The sequence below is a fragment of the Lentimicrobiaceae bacterium genome (assembly GCA_023227965.1).
Taxonomy (GTDB): Bacteria; Bacteroidota; Bacteroidia; order Bacteroidales; family JALOCA01; genus JALOCA01.
In genome coordinates, this window is record JALOCA010000015.1 from 1 (window position 1) to 12981 (window position 12981).

13 protein-coding genes are annotated in these 12981 nt (G+C 37.0%); 8 read left to right on the forward strand and 5 right to left on the reverse strand.

The features are described from left to right. Both M0R21_06665 and M0R21_06670 read left to right on the forward strand, forming a co-directional pair. A partial coding sequence (locus tag M0R21_06665) for a T9SS type A sorting domain-containing protein (GenBank protein ID MCK9617503.1) occupies nt 1-743 on the forward strand: 743 nt, incomplete at its 5' end. A gap of 30 nt (nt 744-773) precedes the next feature. Beyond that, nucleotides 774-2060 carry a YCF48-related protein gene (locus M0R21_06670; GenBank protein ID MCK9617504.1) on the forward strand — a complete coding sequence of 429 codons (1287 nt, stop codon included), beginning with the start codon at nt 774-776 and terminating at the stop codon, nt 2058-2060. 74 nt (nt 2061-2134) lie between these two features. Here M0R21_06670 and rlmN read toward each other — a convergent pair whose 3' ends face one another. Then, complete coding sequence (rlmN, locus tag M0R21_06675; GenBank protein MCK9617505.1) at nt 2135-3184, reverse strand: 23S rRNA (adenine(2503)-C(2))-methyltransferase RlmN; 1050 nt, start codon at nt 3182-3184, stop codon at nt 2135-2137. Between the two features lie 102 nt (nt 3185-3286). On the opposite strand from rlmN, the gene M0R21_06680 reads away from it, so the two are divergent. Together M0R21_06680 and M0R21_06685 are read left to right on the forward strand one after the other, a co-directional pair. Continuing rightward, nucleotides 3287-3853: an isochorismatase family protein gene (locus tag M0R21_06680; protein ID MCK9617506.1), complete on the forward strand. Its 567-nt coding sequence runs from the start codon at nt 3287-3289 to the stop codon at nt 3851-3853. 83 nt (nt 3854-3936) lie between these two features. Beyond that, the gene (locus tag M0R21_06685) at nt 3937-5127 is read left to right on the forward strand and encodes an amidohydrolase family protein (protein MCK9617507.1); all 1191 of its coding nucleotides are present in this window, start codon (nt 3937-3939) and stop codon (nt 5125-5127) included. 6 nt (nt 5128-5133) lie between these two features. Here the strand turns inward: M0R21_06685 and M0R21_06690 are convergent, their stop codons facing one another. Together M0R21_06690 and M0R21_06695 are read right to left on the reverse strand one after the other, a co-directional pair. Next, nucleotides 5134-5670 carry a DUF4468 domain-containing protein gene (locus M0R21_06690; protein ID MCK9617508.1) on the reverse strand — a complete coding sequence of 179 codons (537 nt, stop codon included), beginning with the start codon at nt 5668-5670 and terminating at the stop codon, nt 5134-5136. A gap of 85 nt (nt 5671-5755) precedes the next feature. Then, on the reverse strand, nt 5756-7531 hold the full coding sequence (locus M0R21_06695; protein MCK9617509.1) for a chloride channel protein: 1776 nt from the start codon (nt 7529-7531) through the stop codon (nt 5756-5758). Between the two features lie 176 nt (nt 7532-7707). Between M0R21_06695 and M0R21_06700 the strand changes: the two genes are divergently transcribed. Beyond that, nucleotides 7708-8475: an exodeoxyribonuclease III gene (locus M0R21_06700; protein ID MCK9617510.1), complete on the forward strand. Its 768-nt coding sequence runs from the start codon at nt 7708-7710 to the stop codon at nt 8473-8475. A gap of 299 nt (nt 8476-8774) precedes the next feature. Then, nucleotides 8775-9773, forward strand: a complete 999-nt coding sequence (locus tag M0R21_06705) for an OmpA family protein (GenBank protein MCK9617511.1) — start codon at nt 8775-8777, stop codon at nt 9771-9773. A 12-nt stretch (nt 9774-9785) separates the two neighbouring features. Here the strand turns inward: M0R21_06705 and M0R21_06710 are convergent, their stop codons facing one another. Next, complete coding sequence (locus M0R21_06710; GenBank protein MCK9617512.1) at nt 9786-10328, reverse strand: 5-formyltetrahydrofolate cyclo-ligase; 543 nt, start codon at nt 10326-10328, stop codon at nt 9786-9788. Between the two features lie 127 nt (nt 10329-10455). On the opposite strand from M0R21_06710, the gene M0R21_06715 reads away from it, so the two are divergent. Next, a complete protein-coding gene (locus M0R21_06715) occupies nt 10456-11082 on the forward strand; it encodes an NAD(P)H-dependent oxidoreductase (GenBank protein MCK9617513.1) in 627 nt (208 codons plus the stop codon). A 416-nt stretch (nt 11083-11498) separates the two neighbouring features. Here M0R21_06715 and M0R21_06720 read toward each other — a convergent pair whose 3' ends face one another. Continuing rightward, nucleotides 11499-11924 (reverse strand): hypothetical protein, encoded by a 426-nt coding sequence (locus M0R21_06720; protein MCK9617514.1) that lies wholly within the window; start codon nt 11922-11924, stop codon nt 11499-11501. Nucleotides 11925-12176: 252 nt separating this feature from the next. On the opposite strand from M0R21_06720, the gene M0R21_06725 reads away from it, so the two are divergent. After that, nucleotides 12177-12896 carry a hypothetical protein gene (locus tag M0R21_06725; GenBank protein ID MCK9617515.1) on the forward strand — a complete coding sequence of 240 codons (720 nt, stop codon included), beginning with the start codon at nt 12177-12179 and terminating at the stop codon, nt 12894-12896. Nucleotides 12897-12981 lie beyond the last annotated feature (85 nt).

Consider the following 12981-nt stretch of genomic DNA (forward strand, 5'->3'; position numbering starts at 1 on the left):
CTCATTATGATAGCCTTTCCACTGCCCGATATTTTTATGTTTATAATGGAAATGCGTGGGCAGAAGGAAAAATTTACGACGGATATGGTTGGGGCAAAGATTCGGTAATTACAGCTGGTTGTGTAGTTAGTTCAAGTGGTCCGTGGTGGATGTCTTCTATTACCAATAATCAATCATGGGATACAGAATATTGGTATCCATGCTTTTCTGTAGATTCATCTTATTTTTCAGGAATTGACTTTGGTGGTAATTATGGTGTAGCCGTTGGAGGAAGAGTCCCTATTGGTGGTGAAATAAATCCAAGCTCTTGTATCATTTCCGAATCTTATGATAAAGGAAATTCATGGGAAGAAGTTCAGAGCCCATTATTAGATTATCCATTTTATGATGTTAAACTTATTGATAATTCGGGATATATAGTCGGAGAGAGTGGCGTTATACTAAAAAAAGACATAACAGGGGTAGGAATTATATCACCAGGTGTTGATAATAATGTTAAAATTTTTCCCAACCCTGTATCAGATAAATGCACTATTTCCTTCTTGAACAAAGAAAAACAAAATATTAAAATTGACCTCTATACTTTAGAAGGAAAGCACATCAATTCAATCATCAATAAAGAATTACCTTTCGGGCAACAAATAATTGATATTCCAGTAAACATGTTGAGCAATGGCTTATATTATTGTATAATAATTATTGGGAAACAAATAATTACAAAAAAAATTAGCATAACTAAATAAAAACGTATTATCTCTATAATAATAAAAAAAATGAATAAAAATACTATTATTTTTTCAGCACTATCCATTCTTTTTTCATTTCAAATTTGTAAAGCTCAAACAGAATGGGTATCATTAGAATCAGGAACTAATAAGATTCTATATGCCGTTGATTTTATCAATGCTAATAATGGAATAGCAGTAGGAGAACAAGGAACCGTGTTAAAAACCAGTGATGGAGGAACCACATGGCAATTAGTAAATGCATACGTTACCAATGATTTGAATTCCATAAGTTACATGGACGAACAGCATGCTGTTGTTGTGGGAAACGATGGGCAAATTATTGTAACAGAAAATGGTGGAAATTCCTGGAGTTCACATTGGTTGCCCGGTATGCAGGAAAACTTGTTTGGAATAGATATGGCTCCCTCGGGAAAAGGAATCGCTTGTGGAAGACAGGGGGTAATTCTCTCCACCACCAATGGAGGAATCAATTGGACAATTGTACAAGATGATGAGAGTGGTTTTTTTAATTCTGTACGAATATTAAATGATAGTGTTGCATTTATCTATGGAGAATCAGGTATCGCACAAAACTATATCCAAAAAATAATAAATGGCGACAGCCTTGCCGAATTTACAAAATTTTATATTAGTTACGAAGGCGAGGGATGGGAAGGTATGATTTATGACGGATATAATTTCAATGAAGATTCTTCTATAACAGTAGGAAGAATAACCAGGTTTATGGAAGTTAACACCTCCATAACCTGTAATCAACCATGGTCTAACCCAATTTGGAATGCAGCATTCCAACAAGATTCATGCGTTTTATATGGTGTTGATTTTATTGACAATTATGGTGTAGCCGTTGGAGGAGGCGCCTTCGACTCTTACTCAATTATTGTCGAATCAACTGATTCCGGACATAACTGGAAACAAAAATCTGTTGACAATAAGAAAATCCCTATATTATATGATGTAAAATTAATTGGCAATACAGGATATATTGTGGGAGCTAACGGTACTATTCTGAAAAAAACGCCTGAAGCCAGTATCCCTGAAAATACTAATAAGTTAAATTTTCCCATTTTTCCTAACCCTGCTGTAAACGAAGCAACTATTTCTTTTAATAATCCCAATAACGGTAAGGTATTCATTAATTTATATAATGCTACGGGACAAATGGCAGCAAAAATATACAATGGCAGCCTAACTGCCGGTATGCAAAAAATATCATTACCAGTTCAGAATTTGAATAATGGAATATACTTCGTAACCATTAATTGTGAAAGTATTTCTTACACACAAAAAATAATTATTGCCAAAAATTAGCTAAAGACAGGTAAATAACTGATTTGTATCTTTGTAACAAGCAGGGGTTTAATGCCCCTGTTTTGTTAATAGAATTAATTTTGTAACCTGTTTGCTAATTGTCCACAGGCGGCACCAATGTCGTTTCCCCGACTACGACGAACATTCACCACCATATTTCTGCTTTCCAAAAAGGCAACAAATTCCCCCAATTGTTGATCCGTAGTTTTCACAAAACTAATATCACTCACTGTGTTGTATTCGATAATATTCACTTTTACAGGAAAATTCCTGCAAAATGCAGCCAATTCCTTTGCATCCGCTAACGAATCATTTATTCTGCCAAAAAGGATATACTCAATGGAAATGCGCATTCCAGTTTTCTGATGGTAATATTTTAATGCTTCAGTAAGTTTTGGAAGTGGGTTTTTTTGGTTTACCGGCATCATCTGGCTGCGTTTGCGGTCGTTTGCCGAATGCAGCGACAATGCCAGGTTAAATCTGGCACCATCATCGGCAAGCTTTTGTATCATCGTTGGCAAACCGGAAGTAGAAACCGTAATCCGCTGCGGCGACATTCCCAATCCATCCGTTGCGGTAATCCTTTCCACTGATTTCATGACATTTTCATAATTTAGTAACGGTTCCCCCATGCCCATATAAACAATATTGCTTAAAGGAATACCATATTTTTCAACAGACAAAGTGGTAAGCATCGCCACCTGGTCAAAAATTTCGGCAAAGTGAAGGTTGCGGCTGAAGCCTAACTTTCCGGTAGCACAAAACTGACAGTCAAGTGCACATCCCACTTGCGAAGAAATACAAGCAGTTACTCTATTTTCGGTAGGTATCAAAACACCTTCAACCAGTTTTCCGTCGTACAAACGAAATGCACATTTAATGGTTTCATCCGCACTTTGTACAAAACTGTTCAACGTTACAGATTGGAAAGTGTAATTTTCTGCTAATTGCAACCTTATAGGCTTGGAAAGATTTGTCATTTCATTAAAAGAACGGGCACATTTTTTCCATAGCCATTCATACACCTGCTTTGCGCGAAAGGTTTTTTCGCCTATACGAGTAAAAAATTCCATTAACTCGTTCAGGCTTAAATCACGGATATCCGGTTTTTCAGAAGTTTTCATCGGTACAAAGGTAGCCAGCTTTTTATGATTTTAAGATGGGATTTTAAAAATTAAGAAATATCCAATTAATAGAGTTCGTATCTTTGTTAAAAAATCACGCCTATGAAAAAGCTATTAATTACCTTTACCATGATGGTACTTACATTAAGTACTTTCGCCCAAAAAGAAATGAAACCTGCACTTTTAGTCATTGACACACAGAACGAATTTTTGAAATATATGTGTGAAGAAGACAAAAAAGCTGCGCTGGAATACATCAATTACGCCATTATGATCTTTCGCGAAAAAAATCTTCCAGTTATTCGCGTGTATCACACCGACCCCGGTTTTGGACCTGCTCCAGGGACAGAAGCCTTTGAATATCCGTCTTCTATTTCCATTAAAGACACCGATCCTAAGGTGATTAAAAATTATGGTAACGCCTTTAAAAAAACTGATTTAGATAAAATTCTGAAAGAAAAAGGAATCAATACCGTATATTTATGCGGTTTGAGTGCCACAGCCTGCGTTCTGGCAACTTATTTCGGTGCAAAAGATAATGAATATGATGCTTTTATGATCAAAGATGCTTTATTAAGCCCTGATGCTACTCATACCAAAACCATTGAGCAAATTACAGAAACTGTAAGCATTAATACAATGTATTTTATGCTTAATCGTCTGAAATAGTTATTGTTAATAAACAAAAACGGGTTTAAAAGTCGCATTTTCCGATTTTACTCTGTTTTTATTCCTGAACATTCAAATTTAAAATGCGCAAGCTCACTGCAGACTGGATTTTCCCTGTTTCTTCCGCTCCGATTAAAGATGGAATTTTGGTAGTTGATGATTCCGGAAGGATCACTGATGTTATTAATCCGGAACATACAAATTATAAAATTGCAGATACTGAATATTTTCCAGGTATTATTTGCCCCGGTTTCGTAAACACGCATTGCCACCTGGAGCTTTCACATTTCAAGAATAAAATTCCTGAAAAAATTGGATTAAATGCTTTTTTAACATTTTTGGATGAAATCCGAAAACAAACGCAGGCAGAATTCCGGGAAGAAACAATGTATCTAACAGAAAAAGAGATGCTTAATAATGGCATTATTGCCGTTGGAGATATATCTAATACACTGGACACATTAGAGATAAAACAAGAGGGGAAACTGTATTACCATACTTTCGTAGAAGTCTTTGGTTCCGATCCCCAGCAAGCCAGGTTTCGTTTTGGCTATGCAAAAGAAATTTTTGATTTTTACCATTCTAATGGATTATCAGCCGTTTCCATTGTTCCACATTCACCTTATTCGGTTTCCAATCAATTATTTGAATTGATTAAACAACATGCTATTGCCAATAATAGTCTTTTAAGCATGCACCACCAGGAAAATGAAGATGAAAATCTACTTTTTATAAATAAAACAGGGAATATCCCGAAAAGAATGAAAAATTATGGTGTAGATTTTTTCGCTTTTCAGCCTACCGGGAAACGTCCACTGGAAAGTGTAGCACCTTTTCTTCCTGAAGGTAATCCGATATTACTGGTACACAATACCATTTCTCAGGAAGAAGACATGATTTTTGCATCGGAACATTTTAAAAATCTTTGGCTGGCTCTTTGTCCCAATGCGAACCTATACATTGAAAACCGTTTGCCGGATATTCCATTGTTTCGAAGGCTGAATTTACGGCTTACCATTGGTACAGACAGTTTTGCATCAAATCATCATTTGTCGGTGCTGGAAGAAATGAAAACTATCTTGCAAAATTTTCCCGAGTTACAATTACAGGAAATACTTACCTGGGCTACAATAAATGGGGCAAAATTTTTACATGCAGATAAGCTCTTTGGTAGTTTTGAAAAAGGGAAAATACCAGGCGTTGTATCAATTAATGATTTGGATTTAGAGCATTTATCACTTACCAAAGCAAGCAAAGCACAGCGTATTTGCTAAAATATTTTACCAATTATCTTCTTTTTTTACAGTAGGCTGCATTTTTTCTTTCAGCGTTTTGATAAGATTTTGCGTATAATCATCCACTTGTTTAAGGAAAAAATCGCAATTGGCATTGTAAGCTTTATCGTTCTTATCTAACCACCGTTCTATTGGAAATTTTGAAGCCTGTTTTAGGGTAAAATCGGTTACTGTATAACGGTATTTATTTTCTTTACATTCAATTTTTACTGAATAATTAACATAGCCTGCAAGTTTTTTAATCCCATCCATTTCCGGAAAAAATATCTCGATACGGTGAGAGGTCTCCACAATAGCATTTTCCGGGTTACGTACACGGCAAGCATCGGCAGGATTTTTATAAAATGAGTTCACCCAATCAATTACACGCGGATACAACTGATCCTTTGTTCCCTGCTGCTGCACTACCTCTTTATATGTAATTAATTTAGTATCAGAATCTATAGGAATATTTTGCGAATATACTTTTCCCGAAAAGGAGATAACTGTCAGAAACAGAAACGTAAGACATATCTTTTTCATAGCTTTTAAATTATTAATTATTAAGAATATATTGTTATAATTTTATAGTCAATTTAATTGCAAAAATAAGAATTTATCTTCAATATTATTCTTGCGAAAAGTCTTTCAGCATATTGCGATAAGCCGAAAACACATTTGCACGCGACACAAAACCAATGTATTTACCATTTTGCAATATCGGAAGATTGTAATGTGCCGTGGAATGAAATTTTTGTGCCACATCTTCCATCGTTTCATCCATTTCAACCATAGTATCAGGCATAAACATCAGGTTCCGAACATACGTAGTATCATATAATTCCTGTTGAAAAACAATATTCCGGATCTCATTGATAAAAACTACTCCATAAAAGTTTTTTTCGTCGTCCACCACGGGAAAAATATTTCGTTGCGACTTTGAAACCACCTTAACAAGGTCGCCTAAAGTAGCTTCTGGCGAAATAATATTAAAATTCTTTTCTATTAATTTATCAATCTTCATCAACGAAAGCAGCGCTTTATCTTTATGATGGGTTATCAATTGGTTTTTCTGCGCCAAACGCTTGGTATAAATGGAATGAGGCTCAAAATACATAATGGTGAGGTAAGAAACGGTAGCAGTAATCATCAAAGGAACAAAAAATGCGTATCCACCTGTTATCTCGGCAATTAAGAATATGGCAGTAAGCGGTGCATGCATTACCCCAGCCATTATTCCTGCCATGCCAGCCAATGCAAAATTCTTTTCGGGAAGTTGATAAAATCCCAGATAATTAATAAAACGTGCAACAAAAAAGCCTGTAACTCCACCCATGAATAAACTGGGTGCAAAGATACCTCCTACCCCACCGCCAGCAGTAGTTACAGACATGGCAACTACTTTAAAAAACATTATCAGCAATAAAAATCCAATAAGATAAAGGGAATCATCTCGGATATCGTAAAACATACTTCCGTTTACCAGTGCATCACCATTACCATTAAGAATTGCGGTAAGACTCTCATAACCTTCACCGTAAAGAGGAGGAAAAATAAAAATAAGCAAACTTAAAATTAAACCACCAAATAATAATTTAGTCCAATTGCTTTTGATTTTACTAAAACCATTTTCTATTGCCATACTGGCACGGGTAAAATACAGCGACACAAAACCAGCTACAATTCCAAGCAATATGTAAAAAGGTATATTAAATAAGCTAAAAGAACTTGTAACAGAAAATTGAAATAAAGCACCTTTCCCCATCAAAAAATAGGACAATGTAGTGGCGGTAACTGCCGAAATAAGTAAGGGAATTAGCGACGACATGGTAAGATCAAGCATCAGCACTTCCAGTGCAAACAATACAGCAGCAACTGGGGCTTTAAAAATACCGGCAATGGCTCCTGTCGCTCCGCAGCCTATTAATGATAAAATAGTAAGGTAATTCAGTCGCATCACCCTGCCCACATTCGACCCGATGGCTGCCCCAGTATAAACAATGGGTGCTTCCAATCCAACCGAACCTCCAAAACCAACGGTAATAGTACTTCCAATCATAGAAGTATAAGTATTATGTTTCTTTATCTGCCCATTTTCCTGTGAGATAGAATATAAAATCCTTGTGATACCATGTCCAATATTATCTTTTACAAAATATTTAACAAAAAGAACTGTTAAAATTATCCCTATGAAAGGATAAGCAAGGTATAACCAGTTTTCGCTCTCGGTAGTGAAGCCCTTGGTAAGGAATAAATGAGTATAAAAAACGGCATTTTTGAGGATCACAGCAGCTAAGCCGCTTAAAATACCAATAAAGAAGCTTAAAAGCAGAACAAAATTCTTCTCGCTGATGTTTTTTAATCTCCAGGAAAGAAAACGATCAAATAAACTTAATTTTTCCATGAGAAAGCAAAAGTACTATTCCCTAATACAAAACCCAAAACATTTTTAATTGTCAAAAATAGCATATTGATTGATAAACAGCCACTAATAATTTTTCAATGATTAACGTTTTTTTAAATAAAAGTATTTTTGACCCGGTTTATTTATTTTAATTCTATTTTAGCAAAAAAAAATCTATGAAGAACATCATTTCATATAACGTGAACGGCTTACGTGCCGCCATAGGCAAAGGGCTGATTGATTGGCTAAAATCAGTTAATGCCGACATTGTCTGTTTCCAGGAACTAAAAGCTCAGCCCGACCAAATACCAATAATGGAATTTGAAGCTCTGGGTTATAACTGCTATTGGTTTTCTGCTGAAAAAAAAGGGTATAGCGGAGTGGCAATTCTTACCAAAGTGCAGCCAGACAATATAATATATGGTATGAATATTCCAAAATATGATTATGAAGGACGTTTCCTCCGTGCCGACTATGGCGATATTTCGGTGATAAGCGTTTATCATCCTTCAGGATCGAGTGGAGATGAACGCCAAAACTTTAAAATGATCTGGCTGGAAGATTTTCTTGCTTACATCAATGATTTAAAGAAAATTCGCCCTAATCTTATCATTGTGGGAGATTATAATATTTGTCATAAACCCATTGATATTCACGACCCCATACGTAATGCTACCAGCTCCGGCTTTTTACCAGAAGAACGCGAATGGCTTACCCGGTTTATTGACAATGGTTTTGTGGATTCATTCCGTCATTTCAACAAAGAGCCGCACAATTACACCTGGTGGAGTTTCCGTGCTGCCGCTCGTTCTAAAAATTTAGGCTGGCGTATTGATTATGAAATGGTAAGCGAACCCATTGCCGACCGGATGCACAGTGCACACATCCTTTCGCTTGCCATGCATAGCGATCATTGTCCCATTACGTTGGAAATAGACTTTTAGCACATTAAAGACAAGCGTTTTAATGTCATCGCCGGGTAAACAAACCTTGAAAAACGACGGCATGCTATTGCTTGCTGCCATTATCTGGGGATTTGCCTTTGTTGCCCAACGGGTAGGAATGCAACACATAGGTCAATTCACATATAATGGTTTAAGGTTTGCTTTGGGCTCAATATCCCTCCTTCCGCTTTTGTATTTTCAAAAAAATGAGAAGAAAGAAGTCGTAATTTCCATTTACTATCTCACAATTTTAAAGGCTATTATCCGTTTTAATCTTACTTTTGTAAAAATTTGGCATTATGCGAATAAATTTCAGAACACTTATTTTATTGTTTTCTATTACAGGTTTGTTTGCCTGTGTTTCCACAAAAAAATATAAAGACCTCGAAAAACGTTGTAACAACCAACGTTCGGAATTACGACGGCAAAATGAGGATCTTACTTTGAAAAATAACGAACAAAATGCCGAACTTGGCAAACTGAACCAAGCTATTGCGGATCTGAAATCGGATACTACCTCGATAAACGAAAACAAACGCAAACTACAGGCAGATTACCAGCAACTGAATCAGCAATATAAAGATTTGCAGGATGAAAATAAGAAATTATCCGTCGGAAGCAAGGCTGAAATCCAGAAACTTCTGGGTGATTTGAACAAGACACAGGAAAACCTTTTGCAACGGGAAGACCAGTTGAAAAAAGCGGAAAGAGAATTGGCCGAAAAAAAGGTAAATCTGGACAAACTTGGTAAAGATCTCAACGAAAAAGAAGTTCGTCTTGCCGACCTGCAAAATATCCTTAATCGTCAGGATTCCATCGTTAAAAGCCTGAAGAAAATCGTTTCGGATGCCCTTTTAGGCTTTGAGGGCAAGGGCTTAACCGTTCAGATGAAGAATGGCAAAGTGTATGTTTCGATGGATGAAAAGCTGCTGTTTGCTTCCGGTAAATACGAAGTTTCCAAACAAGGTATAGATGCGCTGAAAAAACTTTCGAAAGTACTGGAAAACAATGCCGACATCAGTGTATTGATTGAAGGACACACAGATAATGTACCTTATACCGGAGCCGGGCAAATTCGCGACAACTGGGATTTGAGCGTGATGCGTGCTACTGCCGTGTTGAAGATTTTGGTAAATAACAGCAGTATTAGCCCACGCCGCCTGAGTGCTTCCGGAAGAGGAGAATATTTCCCGGTGGACAATGCCAACACCTCAGAAGCACGTGCAAAAAACCGCCGCACGGAAATTATCCTCACACCAAAATTGGATGAGTTGTTTAAAATTATAGAGACTAATTAATTAGCCAATAATTTATTCGGTTATTACCAAATCCATTTTTACATCAAAAGGATCGGTTGGAACATTGCCAAACAACTGAAATCCGAAGCATACCCCAATCTTTTTGGCAGTGATGTTTCGTAAAAATTTGTCATAAAAGGCTTTCCCACGCCCCATGCGGTTGTTTTGCCTGTCGAAAGCCACACCGGGAACCACAATTACATCTATGGAAGCATAATCGGTAAATTCTTCGCCAGTGGGTTCCGGAATGCCAAAACTTTCGCCTAACTGCATCTGTTCAATGGAAATAAATTGCTTTAATATCATCACATTGCCAGTTACGCAAGGAAGCAATATTTTCTTCTTTGCTGCCCAGTTACAAATAAATTCCTGTGTTTGCACTTCGTCGTCCATTGCCCAGTAAAGCATTACAGTTTTAGCCTGAATGAATGCTTCATTCTGAGCAAGTTTTTCCAGAATTTGCCTCGATCTTATCTGCTTTTCCTCCACAGAAAGCCGGCTTTTCAAAATTTTAATTTCTTTACGGATTTGCTTCTTTTGTTCGTCAACAGTCATTATCAGAATTTTTTGCAAAAATAGGTTTTGCTTTCTATTGCAATACCATAATTACGATTAACATTTTTTTATTTGAACAAATACTATTTGTGGCTGTTTGTATAACAGAATATAAAAGTATTGACCTATGAAAAAAGCCTTAGTTGTGAGTTATTTGCCATCGGGCGAATATTCCAATACCAAGCAGTTGCTTGATTATTTTTTTACGAAAGCAAAAAATATTGAAATTGAACATCTCGATTTAATCGAGAAATCGCCTGTGTTTTTTGGTTATGAATCTATGGGGGCTTACTATACCCGGAATTACCAGGGAAAAGAACTTACGGAAAGCCAAAAACAAGCCATAGCACCTATGGATGCAATGTGCGAACAATTTGCCAAAGCCGATGTAGTTATTTTTGCCCATCCGATGCACAATTTCAGTCTTCCCGGTATTATTAAAACTTACCTGGACTCTGTAATGCAAAAGGGTGTGGCTTTTGATTATGGCAAAAATGGCCCTTACGGAAAGCTTGGTGGGAAAAAAGTATTGGTGCTATATACCAGCGGTGGTTCTTATTCTCCGGATACGTATAACATACAGTATCCTAACTGGAATACACTGGAATTTACCATGAAAGTTAACTTCAGTTTTGCTGGAATAACAGATTATGCCTTTGTTACAGCCTCTACCGGAAATCCTGCAAAAACTGCTGAAAATATTGAAAAAGCCAAAATACAGGTGGAAAAAGTAATTTCCGACTGGCAACTCTGATTTATCTTTTTCCATTCAAAAAAACAAGGAGACTGTCCATTGATGATAGTCTCCTTTTTTATTCACCTGAGTCAGGAATAAAATATGTTTCCCATCTGCCTGATAATAACCCGTCGGGGTTTTAATATCAAGAGAAAGGATGTTTTATATATTTTTCAAAAACCCTCAAGGTTTTAAAAACCTTGAGGGTTTTCATCAGCCACGGCAACATGCTGAAATATTCCAGGAATGATTTGCAACCTTACGCCAGGCTCAGGTTGATAGCAAAAATTTTACTTGCTTTTCACTCGAAAAAGTAGTATAATTGCAAAGTTAAAGTTTTGCCAGTCTCTGTGTTAAAGTTCCAACCATTTTTGCCGGCTCCTGTTCTTTTTTATTATTTTTAACTTTCAGAAAAATACCTGTCCGCCCTTTTATCAGCTATGCCACCCCGTGGCAATGCCATATAGGTATAGAAAAATTAATATATAGGCAATGGCAGTGCCATACAAGTATAGAAAAGTTGAAGTATCGGCTATGGCAATGCCATATAGATATAGAAAAATTGAAGTATCGGCTACGGCAGTGCCATACAAGTATAGAAAAATTAATACATAGGCAATGGCAGTGCCATATAGGTATAGAAAAATTGAAGTATCGGCTACGGCAGTGCCATACGAGTATAGAAAAATTAATATACAGGCAATGGCAGTGCCATATAGATATAAAAAAGTTGAAGTATCGGCAATGGCAGCGCCATATTTCATTCCGGAACAAATATTTACATCCTTATAACTTAGGTTCGGGATAAAATATGTTTTCCATCTGCCTGATAATAAAACCGTAGGTATTTTAACATCCATAGAAAGGATGTTTTATATTTTTCAAAAACCCCTAAGGGTTTTCATCGCCTGTAGCGAAATGCAACAGGCTGAAATATACCATAGATGGTTCTATAATCTTAATCCAAACTCAGGTTGATAGTAAACTGAACATACATTACTGATAATTAAAACAAGTACATAACCACTAAAGCCGATACATTCCGGGGGCTACCCCCACAATAATATATAAAATCCTATAATAAAATATTGTTGTACTTAAAACATTATGAAATGGCAACTTTGGAAGTATTCTTCAAAAATCCGTACGATGATGACTACATTACCGACGCACGGCTCGACAAGCACACCCTGCTTACACTCGGACTGCTCGAAGCAGCCAATACCGATGGCAGCCTTACTCCCTTAATAACTACCATCGAATCCGCATATGCCCCCTTCCATATTTCCCAAACAGGGAAAAAGGACGAATCATCGGAACAAAAAGCATTTACGCTTACTACTGACAGAGTAATTGAAAGTTTCCGCATAAAGGTAAAAGCCCTTCACCACATCGTATCAGGAATTTTTCAGCAACAACCCGATACCCTGCTATTGTTTTTTCCACGAGGGTTGAGTGAATTTACAAAAGCAAACAAAGCTACTATCGAACCCCTGATGGAACACCTATTACACCAATGCGAAAGCCATAAGGATGACCTCGGCGAAAAATTCACATCCGACATGAAACAATTGCTCGACGATTACCGCCTGGCACGCAGAACCCAAGTTGGTCAGTTTGGCGAAGTAAGTACCCTGAGGGAAAAAATTTCTGCCGAACGTGCAGCTTTGGAAATCCAACTCATCTGTGCCATCCACCAGATAGCACTGAAACATCCTGGCGATGCCAGCGCCTGTATGCACTATTTTGACCAGACTACCATACAGCGTTTCCGTAATAACAAAACCGAAAACATTACCCCAACCCCACCTTCGGGCGGCGGACAAGCCTGAAACCGGAAAAAATGCATCGGTTTTTAGTAAAATTTGACACTAAAACAAAAAAAGATGACCGGATTCGTGAATCCGGTCATCTTTT